The sequence below is a fragment of the Nonomuraea sp. NPDC049725 genome, from assembly GCF_040674795.1.
GTDB classification, from domain to species: domain Bacteria; phylum Actinomycetota; class Actinomycetes; order Streptosporangiales; family Streptosporangiaceae; genus Nonomuraea; species Nonomuraea ceibae.
In genome coordinates, this window is sequence record NZ_JBFANJ010000001.1 from 12,735 (window position 1) to 34,930 (window position 22,196).

Annotated in this window: 26 protein-coding genes; 10 read left to right on the forward strand and 16 right to left on the reverse strand. The window is 73.7% G+C overall.

What is annotated here, in order from left to right:
• The first annotated feature begins 1 nt into the window (after position 1).
• Positions 2-1,225 (forward strand): hypothetical protein, encoded by a 1,224-nt coding sequence (locus AB0J53_RS00070; protein WP_364167304.1) that lies wholly within the window; start codon positions 2-4, stop codon positions 1,223-1,225.
• Here the strand turns inward: AB0J53_RS00070 and AB0J53_RS00075 are convergent.
• The 12 genes from AB0J53_RS00075 to AB0J53_RS00130 form a co-directional block, all read right to left on the reverse strand.
• Positions 1,215-2,474: a hypothetical protein gene (locus AB0J53_RS00075; RefSeq protein WP_364167307.1), complete on the reverse strand. Its 1,260-nt coding sequence runs from the start codon at positions 2,472-2,474 to the stop codon at positions 1,215-1,217. The genes AB0J53_RS00070 and AB0J53_RS00075 overlap by 11 nt on opposite strands.
• A 117-nt stretch (positions 2,475-2,591) precedes the next feature.
• Positions 2,592-3,527 (reverse strand): ADP-ribosylglycohydrolase family protein, encoded by a 936-nt coding sequence (locus tag AB0J53_RS00080; RefSeq protein ID WP_364167310.1) that lies wholly within the window; start codon positions 3,525-3,527, stop codon positions 2,592-2,594.
• 94 nt (positions 3,528-3,621) lie between these two features.
• A complete protein-coding gene (locus AB0J53_RS00085) occupies positions 3,622-4,368 on the reverse strand; it encodes a methylated-DNA--[protein]-cysteine S-methyltransferase (protein ID WP_364167313.1) in 747 nt (248 codons plus the stop codon).
• Positions 4,365-4,925, reverse strand: a complete 561-nt coding sequence (locus tag AB0J53_RS00090) for an RNA polymerase sigma factor (protein ID WP_308126233.1) — start codon at positions 4,923-4,925, stop codon at positions 4,365-4,367. Before AB0J53_RS00090 ends, AB0J53_RS00085 begins: the two co-directional genes overlap by 4 nt.
• 88 nt (positions 4,926-5,013) lie before the next feature.
• On the reverse strand, positions 5,014-5,316 hold the full coding sequence (locus AB0J53_RS00095) for a DUF1416 domain-containing protein (RefSeq protein ID WP_219518549.1): 303 nt from the start codon (positions 5,314-5,316) through the stop codon (positions 5,014-5,016).
• Positions 5,316-6,155 carry a sulfurtransferase gene (locus AB0J53_RS00100; RefSeq protein ID WP_219518553.1) on the reverse strand — a complete coding sequence of 280 codons (840 nt, stop codon included), beginning with the start codon at positions 6,153-6,155 and terminating at the stop codon, positions 5,316-5,318. Before AB0J53_RS00100 ends, AB0J53_RS00095 begins: the two co-directional genes overlap by 1 nt.
• A gap of 225 nt (positions 6,156-6,380) precedes the next feature.
• Positions 6,381-6,494, reverse strand: coding sequence for a putative leader peptide (locus AB0J53_RS00105; RefSeq protein ID WP_357584367.1), 114 nt, complete (start codon positions 6,492-6,494; stop codon positions 6,381-6,383).
• A 3-nt stretch (positions 6,495-6,497) separates the two neighbouring features.
• On the reverse strand, positions 6,498-6,830 hold the full coding sequence (locus tag AB0J53_RS00110) for a thioredoxin family protein (RefSeq protein ID WP_246646931.1): 333 nt from the start codon (positions 6,828-6,830) through the stop codon (positions 6,498-6,500).
• A 47-nt stretch (positions 6,831-6,877) separates the two neighbouring features.
• Entirely contained in the window at positions 6,878-7,738 is an 861-nt protein-coding gene (locus tag AB0J53_RS00115) for a zf-HC2 domain-containing protein (RefSeq protein ID WP_364168515.1), read from the reverse strand.
• Positions 7,738-8,250, reverse strand: a complete 513-nt coding sequence (locus AB0J53_RS00120; protein ID WP_219518558.1) for a sigma-70 family RNA polymerase sigma factor — start codon at positions 8,248-8,250, stop codon at positions 7,738-7,740. The genes AB0J53_RS00115 and AB0J53_RS00120 overlap by 1 nt, the downstream gene beginning before the upstream one ends.
• A gap of 49 nt (positions 8,251-8,299) precedes the next feature.
• Positions 8,300-8,965, reverse strand: coding sequence for a DUF2993 domain-containing protein (locus AB0J53_RS00125; protein ID WP_219518561.1), 666 nt, complete (start codon positions 8,963-8,965; stop codon positions 8,300-8,302).
• 64 nt (positions 8,966-9,029) lie between these two features.
• Positions 9,030-9,281 (reverse strand): MoaD/ThiS family protein, encoded by a 252-nt coding sequence (locus AB0J53_RS00130; RefSeq protein ID WP_219518564.1) that lies wholly within the window; start codon positions 9,279-9,281, stop codon positions 9,030-9,032.
• Positions 9,282-9,455: 174 nt separating this feature from the next.
• Between AB0J53_RS00130 and AB0J53_RS00135 the strand changes: the two genes are divergently transcribed.
• The 3 genes from AB0J53_RS00135 (at position 9,456) to AB0J53_RS00145 (ending at position 14,129) form a co-directional block, all read left to right on the forward strand.
• Positions 9,456-10,148 carry a response regulator transcription factor gene (locus AB0J53_RS00135; protein ID WP_219518567.1) on the forward strand — a complete coding sequence of 231 codons (693 nt, stop codon included), beginning with the start codon at positions 9,456-9,458 and terminating at the stop codon, positions 10,146-10,148.
• Positions 10,149-10,235: 87 nt separating this feature from the next.
• Positions 10,236-13,673 (forward strand): tetratricopeptide repeat protein, encoded by a 3,438-nt coding sequence (locus tag AB0J53_RS00140; RefSeq protein WP_364167322.1) that lies wholly within the window; start codon positions 10,236-10,238, stop codon positions 13,671-13,673.
• An 84-nt stretch (positions 13,674-13,757) separates the two neighbouring features.
• Positions 13,758-14,129, forward strand: a complete 372-nt coding sequence (locus AB0J53_RS00145; RefSeq protein WP_364167325.1) for a hypothetical protein — start codon at positions 13,758-13,760, stop codon at positions 14,127-14,129.
• Between the two features lies 1 nt (position 14,130).
• Here the strand turns inward: AB0J53_RS00145 and AB0J53_RS00150 are convergent, their stop codons facing one another.
• Positions 14,131-15,324, reverse strand: coding sequence for an aromatic acid exporter family protein (locus tag AB0J53_RS00150; RefSeq protein ID WP_364167328.1), 1,194 nt, complete (start codon positions 15,322-15,324; stop codon positions 14,131-14,133).
• A gap of 58 nt (positions 15,325-15,382) precedes the next feature.
• Here AB0J53_RS00150 and AB0J53_RS00155 point away from each other — a divergent pair, with 58 nt between their 5' ends.
• Positions 15,383-15,991: a dienelactone hydrolase family protein gene (locus AB0J53_RS00155; RefSeq protein WP_364167331.1), complete on the forward strand. Its 609-nt coding sequence runs from the start codon at positions 15,383-15,385 to the stop codon at positions 15,989-15,991.
• Here AB0J53_RS00155 and AB0J53_RS00160 read toward each other — a convergent pair.
• Together AB0J53_RS00160 and AB0J53_RS00165 are read right to left on the reverse strand one after the other, a co-directional pair.
• Positions 15,978-16,502, reverse strand: a complete 525-nt coding sequence (locus AB0J53_RS00160; RefSeq protein WP_357584373.1) for a GNAT family N-acetyltransferase — start codon at positions 16,500-16,502, stop codon at positions 15,978-15,980. The two genes, AB0J53_RS00155 and AB0J53_RS00160, sit on opposite strands and share 14 nt — an antisense overlap.
• Positions 16,503-16,513: 11 nt before the next feature.
• A complete protein-coding gene (locus AB0J53_RS00165) occupies positions 16,514-17,131 on the reverse strand; it encodes a DedA family protein (RefSeq protein ID WP_364167334.1) in 618 nt (205 codons plus the stop codon).
• A 137-nt stretch (positions 17,132-17,268) separates the two neighbouring features.
• On the opposite strand from AB0J53_RS00165, the gene AB0J53_RS00170 reads away from it, so the two are divergent.
• The 5 genes from AB0J53_RS00170 to AB0J53_RS00190 are packed head-to-tail and all read left to right on the forward strand — an operon-like array spanning position 17,269 to position 21,641.
• Entirely contained in the window at positions 17,269-17,862 is a 594-nt protein-coding gene (locus AB0J53_RS00170) for a biotin transporter BioY (RefSeq protein ID WP_364167337.1), read from the forward strand.
• Between the two features lie 7 nt (positions 17,863-17,869).
• Positions 17,870-19,222, forward strand: a complete 1,353-nt coding sequence (locus tag AB0J53_RS00175; RefSeq protein ID WP_364167340.1) for an AMP-binding protein — start codon at positions 17,870-17,872, stop codon at positions 19,220-19,222.
• Positions 19,222-20,355, forward strand: coding sequence for a thiolase family protein (locus tag AB0J53_RS00180; protein WP_364167343.1), 1,134 nt, complete (start codon positions 19,222-19,224; stop codon positions 20,353-20,355). Before AB0J53_RS00175 ends, AB0J53_RS00180 begins: the two co-directional genes overlap by 1 nt.
• Positions 20,356-21,030 (forward strand): ABC transporter ATP-binding protein, encoded by a 675-nt coding sequence (locus tag AB0J53_RS00185; protein WP_364167346.1) that lies wholly within the window; start codon positions 20,356-20,358, stop codon positions 21,028-21,030.
• Positions 21,027-21,641 (forward strand): energy-coupling factor transporter transmembrane protein EcfT, encoded by a 615-nt coding sequence (locus tag AB0J53_RS00190; protein WP_364167349.1) that lies wholly within the window; start codon positions 21,027-21,029, stop codon positions 21,639-21,641. Before AB0J53_RS00185 ends, AB0J53_RS00190 begins: the two co-directional genes overlap by 4 nt.
• Here the strand turns inward: AB0J53_RS00190 and AB0J53_RS00195 are convergent, their stop codons facing one another.
• Positions 21,642-22,142 (reverse strand): MarR family transcriptional regulator, encoded by a 501-nt coding sequence (locus AB0J53_RS00195; RefSeq protein WP_364167352.1) that lies wholly within the window; start codon positions 22,140-22,142, stop codon positions 21,642-21,644.
• Between the last annotated feature and the right edge of the window lie 54 nt (positions 22,143-22,196).

Below are 22,196 nucleotides of genomic sequence, written 5' to 3' on the forward strand. Positions count from 1 at the left end.
GATGAGCACTGACGACCGCGACTGGTTCGCCCCGGCCCCCGGCCGCCCGGCCCGGCCCGACGACCGGCCCCCCACCGCCCCGCACCCGGCCGCCCCGCCCCCGGCCGGTCCGCCCCCGGCCGGTCCGCCCCCGGCCGGTCCGCCCCCGGCCGGTCCGCCCCAGGCCGGTCCGCCCCAGGGCGGCTCGCCGTACCCGGAGGGCCCGCCCCAGGGCGGTCCGCCGTACCCAGGCGGGGCGCCGCAGGGCGGTCCCCCGTACCCAGGCGGGGCGCCGCAGGGCGGCCAGCCGCTCCCCGGGCGGCGCCGCCGATCCAGGCCGGTGCCCCCCGGCCAGGGCACGCCCGGTCACGCCGCCCCGGCCCCAGGTCAGGGCAGGCCCGGGCCGCCTCCGGGGCAGCAGCCGTACCCGGGGATGCAGCGGCGCGTCGGCGTGCACCCGGACCAGCAGGTGTGGCCGCCCATGCGCCGGGAGTCCACCAGCTCCACGCAGCCGATCCCGGCGATCCCCAGCGCGGGCCCGCTGCCGCCCGGCGCGGCCCAGCCGCCCGGCCTCGCGCACCCGCCCGGCGCCCCCGCGCAGGGCACGCAGGCCCGGCCCGGGGCGGCCTCCGGCGACGCCGAGCCGCCGGGCGACGACGCCCGGACGGCGGCGCAGCCGCCCAAGCGCCCGCGTACGGTGCTGCTGGGGGTCGGCGCGGTGCTGGCGCTGGCGCTGAGCATCGGCCTGCCGACGGCCGACCGCTACCTGTTCTACAAGAGCGGCCAGCCGGGCGAGACCGTCCACGTGGTGCCCGCGGGCCAGGAGAAGACGTTCGAGCACGTGACATGGAAGTCGTCGATCGAGCCGATGGAGGCCCCGCCCGGCGGCAGGCACAACACGCCCGACAAGCAGTGGCTCAAGATCGTCGTCACGCGGAAGGCGGCCGACGAGACCGGCGCGGTGCTCACCGGCGTGCCGGAGCTCACGCTGGAGGACAAGCGGGAGCGCACCTGGCGGGTGGAGATCGTGGAGAACGACCTGCCCACGGACAAGCACGAGGTCGGCGTCCCGTACTCCTACACGGCGGGCGCGGTCGTGCCGAAGGCGGTGGCCGCGGAGGTGGAGCTGCATCTCGCGCCGGACATCACCTACCGCTCCGACACCCCGGTGGACAAGCTCATGGCGATCAGCCCGGAGGACGAGGCGAAGGCCGCGCGCAACGACGTGCTGGTGTTCAGGCGGTGATGTCCTCGCCCTGCAGCCGTGCCCTGGTGGCCGCGATGTCGAAGGCCGCGGCCAGCACGCTGTAGGTCAGCACGGTCACCAGGAGCTCCTTGACGAAGGTCACCGGGTAACCGGCGTAGAGCCACATGAACGGCACGTCCGACCCGACGAGCGTGCGCACGGCCCGTTCCAGGTAGTCGGCGCCCACGTGGATGCCGGTGTAGAGCAGGCACATGAGCCCGAACAGCGCGGCCCCGCCCTTGATGGTGATGCGGAAGGCGTTGACCACGGGCACCCAGCGCTCGATGAAGCCGCCGGCGACGCGGTCCACGGCCGACTGGGTGATGGTGTGCGACTTCTCCAGCCGGTCGACGCCCCGCTCCAGCTTGGTGCCGCGCAGCGCCCTGCGGGTGTCGTCCACGCTTCCGCCGAACACGAGGATGGCCACGGCCAGCCAGGTCAGCGGCACGGCGAGCGCTTCGGTGATGTGCGGCCAGACCTCGCCGAACCAGTTCCAGAACGCCTCCCAGCCGGGCACGCTCTGCTTGGCCTGCTCCCAGAAGCTCTTGGTGCCGTCGACGACGGCCCGGTGCTCGGCCCATTCGCTGCGGGCCAGCGCGATGTTGTAGAGGGCGTTCAGCGCGCAGAACACGAAGGAGAACTCGGCGAAGGCGGCGGCGATGCCGGAGTAGCGGCCGGTGCCCCGTTCGACCATCCGGCCGAACAGCAGCCGCAGCCCGAACGTCACGGCCATCGCGGCGAGCGAGACCCGCCAGTCCAGGCTGACCAGCCCGAGCCCGTACGTGACCTCCTCGTTCGTGCCGTTGGCCACGTTGTTGAGTATGGGCGTGTAGAAGTTGTCGTCCAGGTTGTGGAACAGGTCCATCTGCTGGAAGTCGGCGGCGTCCTCGTAGAACAGCGACCAGGCCATGTAGATGACGGCGAAGGCGGGCGCGACCCGGTTCAGCGAGTACCAGAACTGCTCGTCCGGCTGCCCGTCCGCCCGTCTGGCCCGGGTCTCCATGAGCGCGCGGCGCAGCGACAGGAACATGCCGGTGATCACCGTCATCGAGACGAGGATGATCACGGTCAGGAGCACGTACGCGAGGATGAGCCGCGGCTGCCTGAAGCTGCCGTGCTGGACCTCGGTGGCCGCGTAGAGGAGTCCCCAGCGCAGCAGCTCGCCGACGGAGAACCACAGGATCAGAGGCAGCGCGCACCGCCCTGCGAGCCTGAGCGCGTGCAGGGGCAGCGAGAACGGCGACGGCACTCGCTGAGCCGGTTCGGGCCCAGGCCGGGGCGGTGCCATCACACCTGACGATCCGGACATCTGCTGAATCGTAGCGGTCTGCCCCAAGTGCCGCAGCAGCAACTACGGAATGCGGCCTCAGGTCCCCGCGTCCAGGCGGCGGGCCAGGTCAGCCAGCTCCGGCAGCCGCAGCACCCGGTCACCCGCGCCCGGCAGCGGCACGTGCAGCGGCTCCGTCCAGCCCGCCGGAATCGCGCCGGACCCGTACACCGCGCCCGCCAGGCCGCCCGTCACCGCGCCCACCGTGTCGGTGTCGCCGCCCACGTCCACGGCCGCCCGCAGCGCGTCCTCGAACCCCGACGTGGTGCGCACCGCCCACACCGCCGACCCCAGGCACGGCCACACCGCGCCGTTGAACTCCGTCGCCTGGTCCGGATGCCAGCCGGGCGCCAGCACCACCGCGTAGCGCTCACGGTGCTCCGCCGGCACGTGCGCGAGCGCGTCGCCGATCGCCGCGAGCGGGTCGCCGCCGTCCAGCGCCACGCGCAGGAGCTCGTGGTAGATCGCCGTCCCCGCCCACGCCGCCGGGTCGCCGTGGGTCAGCGCCGCGATGCGCCGGGCGGCGTCCATGCTCGCCTCACGACCCTGGCGGGCGAAGTAGACCGCCGACGTGGTCGCCCGCATCAGCGACCCGTTGCCGGCGGCGCGGCGGGTGCTCTCGAAGTGGAACGCGGCCGCCAGGTCCCACGGCATGCCGTTCGTCAGCACCTGCTCGGTCTGCAGGCCGATGTCCTTCGGCTCGGCCGCCGCCCACCGCTGGAAGCGCGCGAACACGTCCGGCAGGTCCAGGCCGCCGCGCTCCAGCAGCGACTCGCCCAGGTGGACGGCCATCTGCGTGTCGTCGGTCGCCTCGCCCGGGCCCCAGCCGCCGCCACCGCACATCTCCCCCTGGCCGCCCGCCTTCGGGAAACGCGCGCTGAACGCGCCCGCGGGGCCGAACTCGAACGGCGCCCCCAGCGCGTCACCCACCGCCGACCCGACAACCGCCCCGACAACCCGTTCCGTACGCTCCATCCCGGCAGCCTACGACCCGCCCCTGCCCTCCTGGGAGACACTGCCCCTTTTGAAAGGCCATGCCCCCTTTGAGAGGCCATGCCCCTTTACCGCCTCAGGCGGCCGGGCGGCAGGAGCGGCAGGGGCGGTAGCCGGCGGCGCGGGCCTGGGGAAGGGTGCGGAAGCCGTGCCGGTGCGCCGGCGTGATGCGCCGGGCGTTGTGGCAGGTCGGGAAGCAGACGATGCCGGTGGTGTCGCTGGCCAGGTAGAAGACGCGGGAGCCCGCCAGGGCCTGGAGCCGGTCGAGGTCGACGCCCTCGGCCGCGAGCAGGCGTTCCTTGGCCTCGGCGCCGAAGACGTACTCGCCGGTCGCGCCGTCGGAGCGGATGACGCGGTGGCACGGGACGAGCAGCGGCACCGGGTTGCCCGCCAGCGCCGTGCCCACGGCGCGGACGGCGGTGGGGCGGCCGATGCGGGCGGCGATCCAGGCGTACGGGCGTACCTCGCCGCGGGGGATCGCCCGGGCGGCCTCCAGCACGTCGCGCTGGAAGGGGGTCAGGTCGCGCAGGTCGAGGGCGAGCGTCGCGGCGCGGCCCGTGCGCAGGGCGGTCACGAGCCCGGCGGGCGGCCGGGCGGCGGGCAGCAGCGGCCGGGCGAACCGGTCGTGGAAGGCCGCGGCGAACCCGTCGTGGTCCTCGCGCACGTACGCGATGCCCTGGCCGGTGAAGGCGACGGTCACGTCGCCGACGGGGCCGGGCACGCGCACCCAGCGGGCGGCGACGCGGTCGAGCAGCCCGGCGGGGGCGTCGACGCCGAGCCCGGCCAGCCGGGCGAGGAGCGGGTCGGTGGCGTGGTGGGTCATCGGGCACCTCCCAGGGCGCGCAGGCGCTTGAGTCCGCGCGAAATGTGCGACTTGACCGTGCCCTGCGGGATCTTGAGCACGGTGGCGATCTCGGCGACGGGCAGGTCGACGACGTGCCGGAGCACGACGGCGGCACGCTGGTCGGCCGGCAGGAGGCCCAGCAGGGCGTGCAGTTCGTCGCCCGTCTCGCGGCGGACGGCGCTCTCCTCGACGCCCTCGCGCGGGTCGGGCGTCTCGATGGGCTCGTCGCGCAGGTCGGGCGGGGGCTTGCGGGAACGGGTGCGGGCGCAGTTGCGCCAGAGGTTCATCAGGATCGTCAGCAGCCAGGCGCGAGGCTGAAGCGCGGCGATGCGGTCGGAGTCGTAGCCGGTCAGCGCCCGGTACGCGCGCAGGAACGCCTCGGCGGTCAGGTCCTCGGCGTCACTCCAGGCCCCGCTGAGCCGCAGCGCGGTGGTGAAGACCACGCAGCGGTGCGCGGAGTAGAGCTCGGCGAAGCCCTCGTCGAGGTCGTCGAGCAGTGCTTTGCGCACCGGGTCGAGGCAGTCGGTCTGGCTCACGTTCAGTAGAACACCGGCGAGCGCGATTCGGTTGCACGCGAGAAGCCCGCGCCCCCGGGAAGGGGACGCGGGCTTCGCGTGACCTGGGTCAAACCGCTACGGCCAGCTCGGAGACCTCGCCCAGCCGGGCTTCCACCTGGACGTCACGGGTGACGCCGCCGCCGGCGATGATGCGCACGGTCCAGTCGCCGGGCGCCGCGAAGAAGCGGAAGACGCCCTCGTCGGACACGACGACCTCACCGGTGAACTCGCCGGAGTGGTCGAGCAGCCGCGCGTAGGCGGTGCCGGCGCCGGTCACCCGGCCCTGGATGACGGCCTGGTTGGACAGATCGATCCCGGCCGGCAGCGCGATGGTCTGCTCCGGCGCTCCGCAACCCTGTGCAGTGCTCATCAGCGGGCCTCCCCCAGCTCGATCGGAACGCCCACGAGCGAACCGTATTCGGTCCACGAACCGTCGTAGTTCTTCACGTTCGCCTGGCCGAGCAGCTCGTGCAGCACGAACCACGTGTGCGCGGAGCGCTCGCCGATGCGGCAGTAGGCGATGGTGTCCTTGCCGAAGTCGACGCCGGCGGCGCCGTAGAGGGCGCGCAGGTCGTCGTCGGACTTGAAGGTGCCGTCGTCGTTGGCCGCCTTGGACCACGGGATGTTGCGCGCGGTGGGCACGTGGCCGCCACGCTGCGCCTGCTCCTGCGGCAGGTGGGCGGGGGCGAGCAGCTTGCCGGTGAACTCGTCGGGCGAGCGCACGTCGACCAGGTTGAGCTTGCCGATCGCGGCGACGACGTCGTCACGGAAGGCGCGGATGCTGTCGTCCTGGTTGGACACCACGTAGGCGGTCTTCGCCCGCTGGGGAACGTCCTTGACCAGCTCGCGGGAGTCGAGCTCCCACTTCTTGCGCCCGCCGTCGAGCAGCTTGACCTGGTCGTGGCCGTAGAGCTTGAAGTACCAGTAGGCGTAGGCGGCGAACCAGTTGTTGTTGCCGCCGTAGAGGATGACGGTGTCGTCGTTGGCGATGCCGCGCTCGGAGAGCAGGGCTTCGAAGCCGGTCTTGTCCACGAAGTCGCGGCGGACCGGGTCCTGGAGGTCGGTCCTCCAGTCGATCTTCACGGCGCCACGGATGTGGCCCTTGTCGTAGGCGCTGGTGTCTTCGTCGACCTCGACGAGAACGACACCGGGGGTGTCGAGGTTGGCCTCGACCCAGTCGGCGTCCACCAGGACGGCGGAGCGGCTCATTGGGAAACCTCCAGTTTGGCGGCGGGCAGGAGACGGCGGGTCAGCGGATTTCTGTCGCAGCCGAGGCGCATTCCCCAGGCTGCAGTGAGGAGAGCATCCCGATGACACCCCTCGTGGGGGTGGTGATGGCAGGCGCCACGCCGGAGCACGGCAGATCGGCACGCATCAATGGGATGCTCCTGAAGGGTCGGGTGGGGGCGCGGTTGGAACGCGCGTAGACCGTCCTCAGGCAGCGCGACAGAGCGCGGTGGCGACGCGGCAGAAATCAACCGCGCGCCGCTTCGTCAGCAGCTCTGTCGATGGGTTCACAGCGACGACATTACATCGCCGTCTCGCCATCTGTCACATCTCGTCCGAGTCATGAGATGGATCGTGAGACAAAGCGCTGGCCAGCGCGTGCAGCACGTCGGCCTTGCGCGGCTGCCCGGCCGCCTTCTTCACCACTTTTCCCGCGGAATCGAGCACGAGCACCGTCGGCGTCGCCGTCACGCCGATCCGCCGCACCAGGTCCAGCCGCGACTCGGCGTCGATCTCCACGTGGGCGACGCCGGGCACCAGGGCGCTCACGTCGCTCAGCACCCGGCGGGTGGCCCGGCACGGCTGGCAGAACGCGGTGGAGAACTGGACGAGCGTCGCCCGCTCCCCCAGCGCCGCGCCCAGCTCGGTCTCGTTCAGCAGCACGTCCGGTGCAACCAGCGGGGACCTCCGGTCAATTCCTCGGCTCAGTTCCTCGGCACGGCGCTCACGTACAGGTCGCCCTTGACGCCGACGACGTCGACCCGGGCGATCTCCGCCAGCGGGATGCGCGTGCGCACGGAGAACTGCGGCGCGGAGCCGGTCCAGGACCCGGCGGTGTCGCGCCCGCCGTCACGGCCGCGGACCACGATGCGGCCCTCCGCGTCCGGCGGCAGGCCGGTGACCACGACGTGGAGCTCGGCGCCGTCCTCGGCGGGCTGCGCCCGCACGGTGACGTCGCGGCCCTGCCGCGCGCCGGCGAACTCGCGCTCCTCCGCCGATTCCATGAAGAGCGACGGCGCCTCGGACTCGCGTGCCGATGGGGTCGCCTTCGTGCGCCCGCTGGACGACGGGAGCGGCTCCGCCTGGTCGGACCCGGTGGACGACGGCAGCGGCATCGCGCGCTCGGGCCTGCCCGTCGACGGGAGCGGCATCGCCTGGTCGGCCGCCTCCTCGCTCGTCAGAGGCTGGTTCACCGTCGACCGCGCGGCGGGCGCCGAGGCGGCCTGCTCCGTGGCGCCGCCCTGCTGGGTGACGCCCCACACCGTGCCGCCCACGACCAGCGCCGCGGCCGCCGCGGCGACGACGGTCAGCCGCCTGCCACGCCGGTGACGCCTGGCGCGGTCGTCGAGCAGCCGGTCCAGCACCGCCCGGGGCGGGCTGGCGACCAGCTCCACGTCACGTTCCGACACCTTGCCCAGGAAGCCGGCGACCCCCTCCAGGTCCAGCAGCTCGGCCCCGCACGCCTCGCACGTGGCCAGATGGGTGTCGAGCTCCTCGGCCTCGTCCGGCTCCAGCGCGCCCAGCGCGTGCGCGCCCAGCGACAGCCGCACCTCCTCGCACGTCATCACGGCGCCAGCCCCCGCTCCTCCAGGGCGAGCTTGAGCGCCCGCAGCGCGTAGTAGGTGCGCGACTTGACGGTGCCCGGCGGGATCCCGAGCTTCGCCGACGCCTCCTTCACCGATCTCCCCCGGTAGTAGACCTCCAGCAGCACGTCCTTGTGCTCGGGCCGCAGCTCGGCCAGCGCCTCGGCCACGGCCCACGACTCGACGGCGCGCTCCAGGTCGTCGTCCGCCGGCAGCACCGCCAGCGCCTCGTCGCCGATCTCCGGCGGGCGCGCCTTGCGGGCCCGGTGCTGGTCGACCACGAGGTTGCGGGCCACGGTGAACAGCCAGGCCCTGATCGGCCGGTCGGCGAGCGCGTCAGGATGCCGCCACGCCCGTAGCAGCGTCTCCTGCACCACGTCCTCCGCCCGTCCCGAATCGCCCGTCAGCCGCAGCACGTATCCGTACAGTGGCCCTGCGTGCTCGTCGAACAGGCTTCTCACAAGCTCCTCGTCGGCGGTGCCAGCTGGACTCACACCCTCTTCACGTACGGGGCGCCGGACCGGTTCAGCGTCGTCCACGGAATCATCCACGCAGCGGCACGTCGGTCCCCTCGGCGGAGATCTGCAGCCCGCCGGCCACGCTCTTCACCTCGGTGACCTTGACGTCGAAGGGCAGCTTGCCCTTGAACGGGACCGTGTAGTTGACCAGCCGGGCGAGCTGGTCGGGCACGCCCTCGATCTTCTCGGCCTGGAGCCGGATGCCGCCGTCGGCGAGCTCGGCCCGCATCTCGGCGGTGAACTTCACCTTCTGCGCCCCCACCATCAGCTCCCCGGAGGCGACGAACCTGTCGCCCTTGCCGCTGACCTTGACGCCCTGCGGGGCGAAGCGGTCGATCGTGGCGCTGGACACGGTGCCGGTGACAGCCAGGCGGCCGGCCCGGATGTCGGCCCGGTTCTGGATGACGTCGGTCAGCGGGGCGGTCACGTCGTAGGCGGCGCCCTTGAGGTTCTCGATCGGCACGCCGCCGTAGCTGAGCGTGCCGAGGTCGAAGCGCACCTCCGGGTAGTGGCCCGAGATCGCCTGGGTGAGGAAGGGGATTCCCTCGATGGTGACCTCGGGGGTGCCGGTGACGTCGGTGGCGGCGGCGATGCGGTTGGCCAGGTCGCGCTGCACGCCCGCGACCGCGACCCGGTCGAGGACGACCAGGAGGACGATCAGCAGCATCAGGAAAACGAGCAGCTTGCGCATCGGGCTCCCTGTCTCACGCGGGGGGTCATGAGCTTATCGACTGATTCCCCGCCAAAGCGCGCCATCACCCACCGGCGAACGGCGGCAACACCTCGACGGTCACGCCGTCGCCGAGAGGCACCTCGTCATGCGGCCTCTTACCGACGGGAGAACCATCGATCAAGAATGACGACCTGCTCACGATCCGAGCGAGTTCGGCGCGGTTTTCTGTGATTTTCGTCATGAGTTCGCCAAGCGTGGCGGCCTCGAACGTTTCTTCCGCCACTCCGGCCGCCTGCTTCGCCGCCGCCCAATAACGCACTTTCCCCAAGGCCATCAGTACCTCACCGTAGATTCTCCACCATTGTGCACGTTCGTTAACACGGATGTTTCATGAGAGCCGTTGTTCACTCCCTGGACGCGCAATGTCCGCGACAAAGCCGTGGGATATCCTCGCCTACGGGACCTGGGCGACGTAGCCCCCGGGTCCCTGCGCGTTTAGGAGGCCGAGATGAGCAACCTGCTCCTGCTGACCAACGCCCTCGAACCGTCGTCCGAGGTGCTGCCGGCGCTCGGGTTGCTGCTCCACTCGGTCCGCGTCGCGCCCGCCGAGGCGTCCGCGCTCATCGACGCCCCGCCGTCCGACGCCGTGCTCGTCGACGCCCGCAAGGAGCTCGTGCAGGCCAAGAGCCTGTGCCGGCTGATCCGCACCACCGGGATCGACTGCCCGCTGCTGGTGATCGTCACCGAGGGCGGGCTGGCCGCGATGACCGCCGAGTGGGGCGTGGACGACGTCCTGCTCGACAGCGCCGGGCCGGCCGAGGTGGAGGCGCGGCTGCGGATGGCCGTGGGCCGCATGTCGCAGGGGTCGGCCGAGGAGGTGCCCGACGAGATCCGCAGCGGCGACCTGTCGATCGACGAGGCCACCTACACGGCCCGGCTGCGCGGCCGGGTGCTCGACCTCACGTTCAAGGAGTTCGAGCTGCTCAAATACCTGGCGCAGCACCCCGGCCGGGTGTTCACCAGGGCGCAGCTCCTCCAGGAGGTCTGGGGCTACGACTACTTCGGCGGCACCCGCACGGTCGACGTGCACGTGCGGCGGCTGCGGGCCAAGCTCGGCACCGAGTACGAGTCGCTGATCGGCACCGTCCGCAACGTGGGTTACCGCTTCGTTCCCGATCGGGCCGATTCCGCGCACGTATGAACCGTTGACACCTGCCTTGATCGGAGTTCAACTGATCTGACAAGTGTCGAGTCGTGGACGCCGCCGTCCCGGGGAATGGTGGTGGCGGTGAGCCCTTTCCGGTCGCTGGCCGACGAGAAGGCCCGGATCTACCGGCGCAACGAGCACATCTGCTCGCCGCTGCGCCCGGCCAGCCGGGTGCACCTGATCGACTACGGCTTCGCCCGCGAATACCTGCCGGGCGGCGACCGCGAGGTCATCCACGACCTGCGCTCCGCCGGCGACCTCGTGGGCGAGCTGGCGTTCTGGAGTCCCGGCGAGCGGGTCAGGATCGACGCGCTGACCGAGGTGCGGGCCTGGCCGATCGACCTGCGGCGGCTGCGCGAGCACGTGGCGGCCAGCAGCGCGGCGGCGACGGCGCTGGTGCAGGAGCTGTTCGCGCGCAACGTGGCCGCCCGCCGGCACGAGGCGCTGTCGCGGGCGCCGGTCGCCGCCCGGCTGGCCGTGTGGCTCTTACAGCTCGACGAGCGTTACGGGCTGGCCTCCGACGCGGCGCCGCCGCTGTCCATGGAGACGCTGGCCGACCTGGTCGGCAGCTCCGCCGACGTGGTGCAGCGGCAGCTCGCCGACTGGGCGCGGCGCGGCTGGCTGGTGCGGCCCGGCTACCGGAAGCTGGTGATCGCCGACCCGGTCGCGCTGCGGGCCGCAGCGGGGAGCTGGGAGCACCTGGCCGAGCCGTGGACGGGCCGGGTGACGCCGTTCCTGGCCAAGCCGGACGCGCCGCTCGTCGCCGGCGAGGTGCCCCGGCCGGCGCAGCTCCCCGCCGACGTGCCCGACTTCACCGGCCGCCAGCAGAGCCTCGACCTGCTCACCTCCTGGCTGGAGCGGCCCCGCCGGACGAACACGCTGGTGGTCCAGGGGCTGCCCGGCGTCGGCAAGACCGCGCTGGTCACGCACTGGGCCCACCTGCACGCCGGCCGGTTCCCCGACGGGCAGATCGTCATCGACCTGCGCGGCCAGTCGCCCAGCCAGCCGCCGATGAACCCGGCCGAGGCGCTGGGCCAGATCCTGCGCTCGCTCGGCGTCGGCGAGCACATGCCCGCCTCCGACGAGGCCGAGCTGATGCTGCTCTACCGCAGCAGGCTGGCCGGGCGCCGGCTGCTGCTCATCCTGGACAACGCCGCCGACCCGGCCCAGGTGCGCGCGCTGCTGCCCGGCAGCAAGGACTGCGTGGTGCTGGTGACCAGCAGGACCAGGATGGGGCCGCTGCGCGCCACCGGGCACGCCGACCTGATGGACGTGCCCGTGCTCGACCCGGGCAACGCGGTGGCGCTGCTGGTGGCGGTGCTGGGCGAGGAGTCGCCGCGCGCCGCCGACCGCGACGGGCTGGCCGAGCTGGCCCGCGTGTGCTCCTACCACCCGTTCGCGCTGCGCATCTCCGCCGCCAAGCTGGCCGAGAACCCGGAGCTCAGCGTCGCCTCCCGGGTGCGCGAGCTGCGCCGGCCCGACCTGCGGCCGACGTTCTCGGGCGACCCGGAGGAGGCGTTCCGCTCGGCGCTCGACCTGGCGTACGAGTCGCTGGACCCGGCGCAGCGGCGGGCCTTCCGGCACGTCGGGCTGCTGCCGGGCGGGGCGTTCACGCCGGAGGTGCTGGCCGCGACGCTCGGCGTGCCGGTGAGCGAGGCCGTGACCGCGCTGGCGGGGCTGCACCGGGCGTACCTGGTCGAGCCGCTGCCCGGGGCCCGCTACCGGGTGCACGACCTGGTCAAGGGGCTGGCCAGGGAGCTGGGCAGGCACGCCGAGGCGGGCGTGCGCGAGGCCAGGGTGCGGCTGCTGGACCACTACCTGGCCAAGGCGGCCGATCCGGCGACGCCGGGCGAGTGGTTCGAGGCCGAGCGCCGGGCGCTGGTCTCGGTGACGCGGCTGGCGGAGGAGACCGGCGCGCACGGCATCGCCTGGCGGCTGGCCGAGGCGGTGTTCGAGCCGTTCAGGCGGTTGCGCTACTACGAGAACAACCTGGAGATCCAGCAGGCCGGGCTCGACTGCGCGCGGCAGGTGGGCAACCGCCGGGCGATCGCGGTCATGCGCAGCCATCTGGGCTCGATCCACCGCGCCATCGGGCCCTCCACGCGCGCCGCCCGCTACATCGGCGAGGCGCTGGCCGACTTCGACCTGCTCGGCGACCGGGAGGGCCGGGCCAGGGCGCTGAACGACCTGGCCGAGGTGCACGGCATCGCGGGCAACGGCGAGGAGGCGCTGAAGTGCGCGGGCGAGGCGCTGGAGCTCTACCGGGAGATCGGCGACCTGACCGGGGTGGCCGACAGCCTGCACACACTGTCGCGGCTGCACCTGTCGCAGAACCGGCACGAGCTGGCCCTGGACCACGCCGGGCAGGCGCTGGAGGTGCGCGAGGAGCTGGGCGACCGCCGGGGCACCGCGCAGAGCCTGATCATCCTGGCCCGGGTGCAGCAGAGCCTCGGCGAGCCGAACGCCGCGCTGTCGGAGGGGCTGGAGGCGCTGTCGATCTGCCACGAGCTGGGCGACGAGCACGCCGAGGCGGAGACGCTGCTCTGCCTGGCCGACGTGTACGACGCGCTGCGGCTGCCGCAGGACGCCCAGCGTGACGCGGAACGGGCGCTGGCCGGCTACACGGCCACGGGCGACCAGCACGGCTACGGCCGGGCGCTGTGCACGCTGGGCCGCATCGCGCGCAACGGCTCCCGCTACGACGAGGCGCTGGACCGGTACGAGCAGGCGCTGGCCGTACAGGTGGAGCTGCACCACGAGCAGGGCCGGGCCGAGACGCTGGGGGACATCGGGCTGGTGCACTGGCGGCTGGCCGACTACCTGCGCGCCGACGACTACCTGAGCCAGGCGCTGGCGATCAGCCGGGTGATCAGTGACCTGCCGGCCGAGGCGCGGATGCTGAACCGGCTGGCGCGGGTGCGGCGGCGGCAGGGGCAGCCGCAGGTGGGGTTCGTGTACGCGCTGGAGGCGCTGGACATCGTGCAGGGGCTGGGCAACCGGCGGGCCGAGGCGGACGTGCAGGAGACGCTGGCGTACACGTACCTGTCGCTGGACCGGCACCGGGACGCGCTGCGGGCGGCGCTGGCGTCGCTGGCGATCCGGGAGGAGGTCCGCGACGACCGGGCCAGCGCGCTGCTGTCGGTGGCGCAGGCGCTGCACACGGCGGGCCGGCCGGCGGCGGCGCTGGAGTACGCGGCGCGGACGGTGGAGCTGCAGCACGAGACGGGCACCCGGGACCGGTGGGCGGCGGCGCTCACCACGCTGGCGATGATCCTGCTCGACCTGGACCGGCCGGAGGAGGCGCTGGCGTACGCCGAGCAGGCGAGGGACGTGCACCGGGGCTGCGGGACGCGGCGTGACCTGGGGTGCGCGCTGCGGGCGCTGGGGCTGATCGCGCGGCGGCAGGGTGACGCGGTGGCGGCGGCGGAGCTGCTGGGCGAGGCGGTGCGGACGCTGGAGGAGGTGGGTGACGTGTTCGAGGCGCGGAAGGCCGCCGCAGAACTCCGCGAAATGTCGTGATTTTTTGGGCCTTAGGTCGCAGATCTTGGCCCGGGTTCCCCCGTTAGCTGGTCTCACCAGCTACTCCAAGCGGAGGTGATCCGGATGCTCAAGAACCATCTGCGTCAAGACCTTCAGTGGCTCAGGCGACAGGCGCGCAAGGACAGGCGGATCACGCTGACCGTGCTCGCCATGGTGTCGATGGCCTGGGTGCGCCAGCTCGTCCCCGGGGCCGCGCCGCCCGCCTCCGCGCCGCTGCTCGCGCTCTCCGCCGGCCTGCTCGCCTTCTCGGCGGCCGGCTGGCTGGTGGCCGCGTTCTTCGTGGCCAGGGCCGGGCGGCGGCGCGGGCGCGAGCCCGTCGAGGCGCTGCGCTGGGCGGGGCGGGTCTCCCGGGCCAAGGAGTGGGCGTTCGGCTCGCTCGCCGCCTACGTGGCCTGGCACGTGCTGCAGTTCGTGACCGCGCTGCTGCTCGCCTGAGTCACGTGCAGTCCGGCGGGAACGCGGCCCGGTGCGGCCCGTGGTCGGGGTCGAGCTCGTGCCTGATGCCGCGGCAGGCGTCGAGCATCGCCCCGTACAGCGACCACAGGCCGACGTGCTCGGTGTCCTTGAAGGTGTCGGCGACGGCGCGGTCCTCCTGCTCACCGTCGCGCAACGCCTGGCGCAGGGCGGCGAGGTCCTCCTCGGTGCCGCAGCCGACCTGGAGGCCGCCGAACGCGGAGAAGGCGCGCGAGATGGCCTCCAGCTCGTCGCCCAGCGCCACCGGCAGCAGCGCCGCGTCCACGTCCGGCAGCCCGCGCGCGCCCACGACCAGGTCGTTGAGCGCCCTGGCGATGCCGCGCAACTGCTGGCAGGCGTGGTCCAGTGCGGTCATGGCCTCGGCGACCTGATCCAGCCGCTCCTCGTAGCGGCGGGGCCGCACGCTCAGCCGTACGGACTCGACGGCCTGCTCGGCGACCTCCTCGCTGTCGTCGAGGTCGCGGGCCAGCTCCCGGGAACGGTCCAGCCACTCGCGCGACTCGTTCTCCCCCCACCGGCCGTACAGGCCCTCGGCGATGTCGCGGGCCAGCTCCGCCAGATCGGCCGAGCGCGCGGCCAGGTCCTTCTGCGCCTCCTCGATGTAGCGCGGCGGCAGCACGAGCAGGTTGGCGCCGATCCCGACGCCGACGCCGAGCAGCAGGTCGGCCAGCCGGTACATGCTGTAGGTGCTGCCCAGCGCGAACACGAGCAGCGCGGTGATCGGGATCTGCACGTTCTGGTTGGGCAGGTTGAGCAGCCGGGTCAGCACCAGCCCGGCGGCCACCAGCAGGCCCAGCGTGACCGCGTTCGCGCCGATGAACATGATCAGCGCGATCGCCGCCGTCACCCCCACCACGACCGCGCCGATCTGCTGGGCCCCCCGCACGACCGTGCTGTAGGCGGTCACGGACACCGTGGCGAGGACGCCGATCGGGGCCAGCACCGGCATCGGCGTCTTCATCACCACGGCCGCCAGCCACCAGGCCACCATGCAGGCGACCGTCACCTTGACCGTCTGGGCCAGGGACTCCCGCTCGGTGCGCAGCCAGTCGCCGAGCCCCAGCCGCCGCGCCTGCTCCAGCACGATCCTGCCGTGCCGGGAGATGCGCTCCAGCGGCGGCAGGCTCCTGCCCCGTCTGCGCGATTCCTCCTCCACACCCGGGTCCTACCCAGCATCACAGTGGGTAGGAGCCTGGTGACTGGAGGTGTCACAGGTGGATGTCGAAATATCGGGGCAGCTCGTGGTGCCCGAACACGCCCTCGGCGTGGTGGTGTTCGCGCACGGCAGCGGCAGCAGCAGCCTGAGCCCGCGCAACCGCTTCGTCGCGGACGCGCTCAACGAGGCGGGGCTGGGCACGCTGCTGTTCGACCTGCTCACGCCGGAGGAGGAGGCCGACCGGGGCAACGTGTTCGACATCGAGCTGCTGGCCGGGCGGCTGCTCGCGGCGACCGCCCTGGTGCGCGAGGACCCGGGCGCGACCGGGCTGCCGGTCGGCTACTTCGGGGCCAGCACCGGCGCCGGGGCCGCCCTGTGGGCGGCCGCCGAACCGGACAACATCGTCGCCGCCGTCGTCTCCCGCGGCGGCCGTCCCGACCTGGCCGGGCCGCGCCTGGCGTCGGTACGGGCCCCGACGCTGCTCCTGGTGGGCGGCGCCGACGAGCCGGTCATCGAGCTGAACGAGGCCGCCCAGCGGGAGCTGAACGCCGAGAGCGAGCTGCGGATCGTCCCCGGGGCCACGCACCTGTTCGAGGAGCCCGGGGCGCTCGAGACGGTCGCGGACCTGGCCCGCGACTGGTTCACCCGGCACTTCACCGGCCGTTGACCGGGCTCCAGGTGTATTCGACGACGTCCAGCTCGAACCCGGCGTTGAAGCGTTCCACGAACGCGCGGCCGGGCCTGCCGCCCATCCGCTCGTAGAAGGCCCTGGCCGCGGCGTTGTCGCGCAGAACCTCCAGGTAGACGGTCTTGCCCGGGTGGTGCTCGGCGGCCCAGCCGAGCCCCCGGTCCATCAGCCGGCGGCCCAGGCCGGACCGCTTGAGCGTGGGCCGCACGTGCAGGTTGTCCAGCAGCACCCGGCCGTCGCGCTCCGGCACCAGATACGCGAACGCGCTCACACCCGCCTCGTCCTCGGCCACCAGCAGGCAGGGCGGGTCACCGCCGTTGAGGTGAACCTCGCTCTCGGCCCTGGCCCGCCACAGCTCGCGATGGGTCGCGGGCAGCGGCCCCTCCAGATAGGACTCCGGCATGATCCCGGCATAGGCGGTGCGCCAGCTCTCGGTGTGGAGAGCCGCGATGGCGTCGGCATCGGCCGCGACGCCCGTTCTGATGTTCACGGAAGCCGAGGCTACCGGCGGGCCTTGCGCCCCTCCGACACCCGCTTCCACACGAACACCCCGACGGCCAGCACGATCAGCCCGATGACCACGTACGTGAGAATGCCCACATACCGTTCGACCAGTGACCACTGCTCGCCCAGCAGGTAGCCGGCCATGACCAGGGCGGTGTTCCACAGGAAGCTGCCCAGCGTGGTGAACAGCGTGAACGCCGGCAGCGGCATCCGCTCCACGCCGGCCGGGATGGAGATCAGGCTGCGGAAGATCGGCACCATCCGCCCGAAGAACACCGTCTTGCGCCCGTGGCGTTCGAACCACGCCTCGGTCTTGCGCACGTCGTCGACCTTGACCAGCGGGACCTTCTCGGCCAGCGCGTGCATCCTGTCGCGCCCCAGGGCCGCGCCGATGCCGTACAGCGCGAGCGCGCCCGCCACCGACCCGACCGTCGTCCACACCAGCACCTGCCAGAGCACCAGCTCCCCCCGGCTCACCGTGAACCCGGCGAGCGGCAGGATCACCTCGCTCGGCACCGGCGGGAACAGGTTCTCCAGCGCGACGGCCAGGCCCGCTCCCGGCGCGCCCAGCGATTCCATCAGACCCGTGACCCAGTCGACGATCCCGTCTGCCATGCCTTGTCTCTAGCCCGTGGCGGCGTGCCTATGCGCTACATCTTCGGCCGGGCAACGTTGTGGCAACCCTCCATAACCCCGGCGGACGTTCTGGTGTGGGATCGGACCCGGCAGCAAAACCTAGCTGAGGAGCGGGAATGTACCGATTGCGCCTCCCCATCGTGGACGTGGCCCGGGTGGCCGTCTTCGCCGCGCTGATCGCCGCGCTCGGCCTCGTCCCGGGGCTCAACCTGTTCGGCCCGGTGCCGATCACGCTCCAGACGCTCGGCGTCATGCTCGCCGGGGCGATCCTCGGCTCCTGGCGGGCCGCCCTGGCGGTCGGCGTGTTCATCCTGCTGGTCGCGGCCGGGCTGCCGCTGCTGGCGGGCGGGCGCGGCGGGCTGGGGGTGTTCACCGGGCCGTCGGTCGGGTTCCTGCTCGGCTGGCTGCCCGGCGCCGCCCTCATCGGGTGGATCGTCGAGCGCGGCGGGCGCTCCCCGGGCATCGGACGGCTACTGGTAGCCTCCCTGGCCGGTGGCCTCGGGGTCGTCTATCTGGTGGGCATCCCGCTGTGGGCGCTCGTCGGCGGGCTGACGCTGGGGCAGGCGGCCCTGCTCACGCTGGGGTTCGTGCCGGGTGACGTGGCCAAGGCGGTGCTGACGGCGTTCGTGGCGCGCGGGACCCAGCGGGCCTACCCCGACGCGGTCCCGGCCGTGCACCGCGAACGGCTCCGAGCCGGAAAGGAACTCTGAACCTGGCATGCCAGTCGCAGCACAGGTATTGCGGCACGCCGCCTCCCGTCCCGGCCGCCTCGCGCTGGCCGGGCCGTCGGGCGAGCTCTCCTACGGCGCCCTGGCGAAGCGGGCCGAACGGCTCGCCGCGGCCCTCGCCCCTCTCCCGGCAGGCGCCGCGACGCCCCTGGCCGTGATCCGCGCGGCCGACCCCGTCGACCAGCTCACCGCCGTGCTGGCGGTCGACCTGCTCGGCGGGACGCCGCTGCTGTGCGACCCGGCCCGCGAGGCGCCGCCCGAGATCCCCGCGGCCCTCACCGTCGACGCCGTCCCGGCCGGCCTGCCGGACGCCGCCTTCACCGGCCGCCCGGCACGGCCCGGCGACCTGGCCTGGGCCTGCTTCAGCTCGGGCAGCACCGGCCGCCCGCGCGCCGTGGTGCGCACGCGCGGCTCGTGGACCGGCTCGTTCGAGCCGTTCAGCGAGCTCACCGGCATCACCGCCGACGACGTGGTGCTGGTGCCCGGGCCGCTCATCTCCTCCCTGTACGGGTTCGCGGCCGTGCACGCGCTGGCCGCCGGGGCGACGGTGCTGGTGCCCGGCCGCTGGTCGCCCGGCGCACTGGCCGGGCAGCTCGCCCGCGCGACGGCCGTGCACCTGGTGCCGCACCGGCTGCCCGAGCTGCTGGCCGCCCGGCCCGAGGGCAGCCCGCTGCGGGTGGCCGCCGTGGGCGGCGCGGCACTGGCCGAAGGGCTGCGCGAGCGCGCCGGGATGCGAGTGGTGTCCTATTACGGGGCCACCGAGCTGTCGTTCGTGGCCGCGGACGCCGACGGCACCGGGCTGCGGCCGTTCCCCGGGGTGGAGATCGACGTCCGGGTCAAGCCGGGCCGCGACCTCGGCACCGTGTGGGCCCGCTCCCCCTGGCTGGCCGAGGGCTACGCGGCCGGGGCGAGCGGGCCGCTGCTCCGCGACGGCGACGGGTGGATGAGCGTCGGCGACCTGGCCGAGCCGTACCGGCCGGGAGAGCCGCTGCGGCTGCGCGGCCGGGGCGACGGCGCGATCCAGACCGGCGGGGCGACCGTGGTGCCCGAGGACGTCGAGGAGGTGCTGCGGGCCGTGCCCGGCGTGGGCGACATCGTGGTGATCGGCTCGCCCCATCCCGACCTGGGCTCGGTCGTCACCGCGATCGTCGAGGCGGCCGGCGCGCCGCCGCCCAGGTCCGCGCTGGAGGCCGTCGCGCGCGGCGGGCTCGACCTGGCGCAGCGGCCCCGCCGCTGGTACGCGGTCCAGGAGCTGCCGCGCACCGCGACGGGCAAGCCGGCCCGCGCGCTCGTCGCCGCCCGGCTCGCCGACGGCGACCCGGCCCTGCGGCGGCTGTCCTGATGGACGCGCCCGTGGTGGTGGCCGCGCGCCGGACGGCGATCGGGACGGCCGGGCACGCGTTCAAGGGCGTGGGCGCCGACCGGCTGGCCGCCCCGGTGATCGCGGCGGTCGTCCGCGACGCGGCCGGGCTCGGGCTGCCGGTGGACGACGTGATGCTGGGCAACTGCATGGGTCCCGGCGGCAACCTGGCCAGGGTGTCCGCGCTGGGCGCCGGGCTGGGCCACGAGGTGCCGGGGGTCACGGTCGACCGGCAGTGCGGGAGCGGCCTGGCCGCCGTCCTGCTCGCCGGGCAGGCCGTACGGAGCGGTGAGGCGGAGCTCGTCGTGGCGGGCGGCGTGGAGAGCGCGTCCACCGCGCCGCTGCGCACCCGCCGTGGCGAGGCCGAGCCGTACGAGCGCGCGCCGTTCGCCCCCGACGGCCATCCCGACCCCGGGATGGGCGCGGCGGCCGAGGCGCTGGGCGTGGCCAGGGGCGTCGGGCGGGACCAGCAGGACCGTTACGCGCTGGCCAGTCACGCCAAGGCGGTGGCCGCGCGGGAGGCGGGCCGGTTCGCGGCGGAGATCGTTCCCGTCGAGGGGCGCGACAGCGACCAGCGGCCCCGGCTGCTGCGCGAGGGGTCGCTGGGGCGGCTGCCGGCGGCGTTCGTGCCGGGCGGCGCGGTGACGGCCGGCAACTCGGCGCCCAACAGCGACGGCGCCGCCGCGGTCGCCGTCGTGCCGGAACGGCTGCGGGCCGGGCTGCCCGGGCTGCGGCTGGTGGCCGGGACCGTCACCGGATGCGATCCGGCGCTGCCCGGATGGGGGCCGGTGCCCGCCGTCCGCCGCCTGCTCGCCCGTACCGGAGTGACGATGGAGCAGGTCGCGGCGGTGGAGATCGTGGAGGCGTTCGCGGCGCAGACGCTGGCGGTGACCGACGCGCTGGGGCTCGATCCGCTCGGCGCCGACGCCGGGCGGGTGTGCGCCGACGGCGGCGCGCTCGCGCTCGGGCACCCGTGGGGGGCGAGCGGGGCGGTCGTGGTGACGCGGCTGTTCACGCGGCTCGTCCGGGCGGGCGCGCCGGCGGGGACGCTCGGGCTGGCGACGGCGGCGGTCGGCGGCGGGCTCGGGGTCGCCGCCCTGTTCGAGGTGGTGTGAATGATCGACCTGGCTGACGTGCACGTCCGGCTCGGGCAGCGCGACGTGCTGCGCGGCATCACCGCCACGCTCGCGGAGCGGCGGATCGGCGTGGCCGGCGCCAACGGCTCCGGCAAGAGCACCCTGGCCCGGCTGTTCAACGGGCTGGCGCTGCCCTCGTCCGGCACCGTGACCGTGCTCGGCGACGACACGCGGCGGCACGCGGCGCGGATCCGGCGGCGGGTGGGGTTCCTGTTCACCGATCCGGACGCGCAGATCGTGATGCCGACCGTGGCCGAGGACGTGGCGTTCTCGCTGCGCCGCCACAAGCTGCCGGCCGCCGAGGTGACGCGGCGGGTGTCGGCCGTGCTGTCCCGCTACGGGCTCGACGGGCACGCCGACCACCCGGCCCACCAGCTCTCCGGCGGGCAGAAGCAGTTGCTGGCGCTCTGCTCGGTCCTGGTGCTGGAGCCGGAGATCCTGATCATGGACGAGCCCACGACGCTGCTCGACCTGCGCCACTCCCGGCTGGTCGCCGAGGTGCTGCGCGAGCTGCCGATGCAGGTGATCGTGGTGACGCACGACCTGCCGCTGCTCGACGGGTTCGACCGGGTGCTGGTGCTGGACGAGGGCCGGATCGTGGCCGACGCGACCCCCGAGTCGGCGCTCGGCCACTACCGGAAGCTCATGGCATGAGCGGCGCGAACGGCCTGGCCGGCATCTACGTGCCCGGGAGCTCGCCGCTGCACCGGCTGCCGGTGGGCGTCAAGCTGCTGGGCCTGGCGGTGTGCTGCACGGTGCTCGTGCTGCTGCGCTCCCCGTGGGCGATGGGGGCGGCGGCGCTGGTGACCGCCGGGCTCTATGCGCTGTCCGGGGTGGGCGCGGCGGCGGCCTGGGCGCAGATCCGGCCGGTGCGCTGGTTCGCGGTGGCGCTGTTCGCCGTGCAGTGGGTGATGGCGGGGCTGCCGACGGCGGCGATGCTCACGTCCAGGCTGGTCCTGGCCGTGGCCCTGGCGGCGCTGGTCACGCTCACCACCCGCACCTCCGCCATGCTGGCGACGCTGGAACGCGGCCTGCGGCCGGCCCGGCGGCTCGGCGTCGACCCGTTCCGGCTGTCGCTGCTGCTGTCGCTGACCATCAGGACCGTGCCGGTGATGGCCGGGCTGGCGGCCCGGGTCAGGGAGGCCCAGCGGGCGCGGGGGGTCGAGTGGAGCCTGCGCGCGTTCGCGGTGCCGCTGGTCGTCAGCGCGCTGCGGCACGCCGACGCCCTGGGCGAGGCGCTCAGCGCGCGCGGCCTCGACGACTGATCAGTCGATCGCGGTGTCCCCGAGCGACTCCAGCAGCCCGCGCAGCAGGGCGACGAACGTGTCGCGGTCGGCCGGGGCCAGGCCGGACAGCAGGCGGGCCTCGTTCGCGACGTGCTCGACCAGGACCTTGTCGACGAGCTCCAGGCCGCGCGGGGTGAGCCTGATGCGCACCGAGCGCCGGTCCTCCACGTCGCGCACCCGCTCGACCAGGCCCTTGGCCTCCATCCTGTCGATCCGGTTGGTGATCGCGCCCGAGGTCACCATCGCCGCCTTGAGCAGCGTCCCGGCGCTCAGCTCGTACGGGGCGCCGGAGCGGCGCAGCGTGGCCAGCACGTCGAACTCGAAGCTCTCCAGCCCGTGCGCGCCGAACACCTCCTTGATCCCGCGCTCCAGCAGGCGCGACAGCCGCGACACCCGGCCGACGACCTCCATCGGCCACACGTCCACGTCCGGCCGCTCGCGCCGCCACTGAGCGGTGACCGCGTCCACCGCGTCGCCCATCGGTAATCCTCTCAACATTAAGAGACTTGACGTTCGCTGAATCAATGTGTTGTT

Excerpts from the sequence above, each read along its gene's own strand:
- AB0J53_RS00070 (WP_364167304.1), top strand. The coding sequence starts at position 2 with ATGAGCACTGACGACCGCGACTGGTTCGCCCCGGCCCCCGGCCGCCCG.
- AB0J53_RS00080 (WP_364167310.1), bottom strand. The coding sequence starts at position 3,527 with ATGGAGCGTACGGAACGGGTTGTCGGGGCGGTTGTCGGGTCGGCGGTG.
- AB0J53_RS00085 (WP_364167313.1), bottom strand. The coding sequence starts at position 4,368 with ATGACCCACCACGCCACCGACCCGCTCCTCGCCCGGCTGGCCGGGCTC.
- AB0J53_RS00095 (WP_219518549.1), bottom strand. The coding sequence starts at position 5,316 with ATGAGCACTGCACAGGGTTGCGGAGCGCCGGAGCAGACCATCGCGCTG.
- AB0J53_RS00100 (WP_219518553.1), bottom strand. The coding sequence starts at position 6,155 with ATGAGCCGCTCCGCCGTCCTGGTGGACGCCGACTGGGTCGAGGCCAAC.
- AB0J53_RS00105 (WP_357584367.1), bottom strand. The coding sequence starts at position 6,494 with ATGGCGAGACGGCGATGTAATGTCGTCGCTGTGAACCCATCGACAGAG.
- AB0J53_RS00115 (WP_364168515.1), bottom strand. The coding sequence starts at position 7,738 with ATGACGTGCGAGGAGGTGCGGCTGTCGCTGGGCGCGCACGCGCTGGGC.
- AB0J53_RS00125 (WP_219518561.1), bottom strand. The coding sequence starts at position 8,965 with ATGCGCAAGCTGCTCGTTTTCCTGATGCTGCTGATCGTCCTCCTGGTC.
- AB0J53_RS00130 (WP_219518564.1), bottom strand. The coding sequence starts at position 9,281 with ATGGCCTTGGGGAAAGTGCGTTATTGGGCGGCGGCGAAGCAGGCGGCC.
- AB0J53_RS00135 (WP_219518567.1), top strand. The coding sequence starts at position 9,456 with ATGAGCAACCTGCTCCTGCTGACCAACGCCCTCGAACCGTCGTCCGAG.
- AB0J53_RS00145 (WP_364167325.1), top strand. The coding sequence starts at position 13,758 with ATGCTCAAGAACCATCTGCGTCAAGACCTTCAGTGGCTCAGGCGACAG.
- AB0J53_RS00165 (WP_364167334.1), bottom strand. The coding sequence starts at position 17,131 with ATGGCAGACGGGATCGTCGACTGGGTCACGGGTCTGATGGAATCGCTG.
- AB0J53_RS00170 (WP_364167337.1), top strand. The coding sequence starts at position 17,269 with ATGTACCGATTGCGCCTCCCCATCGTGGACGTGGCCCGGGTGGCCGTC.
- AB0J53_RS00175 (WP_364167340.1), top strand. The coding sequence starts at position 17,870 with ATGCCAGTCGCAGCACAGGTATTGCGGCACGCCGCCTCCCGTCCCGGC.
- AB0J53_RS00180 (WP_364167343.1), top strand. The coding sequence starts at position 19,222 with ATGGACGCGCCCGTGGTGGTGGCCGCGCGCCGGACGGCGATCGGGACG.
- AB0J53_RS00185 (WP_364167346.1), top strand. The coding sequence starts at position 20,356 with ATGATCGACCTGGCTGACGTGCACGTCCGGCTCGGGCAGCGCGACGTG.
- AB0J53_RS00190 (WP_364167349.1), top strand. The coding sequence starts at position 21,027 with ATGAGCGGCGCGAACGGCCTGGCCGGCATCTACGTGCCCGGGAGCTCG.
- AB0J53_RS00195 (WP_364167352.1), bottom strand. The coding sequence starts at position 22,142 with ATGGGCGACGCGGTGGACGCGGTCACCGCTCAGTGGCGGCGCGAGCGG.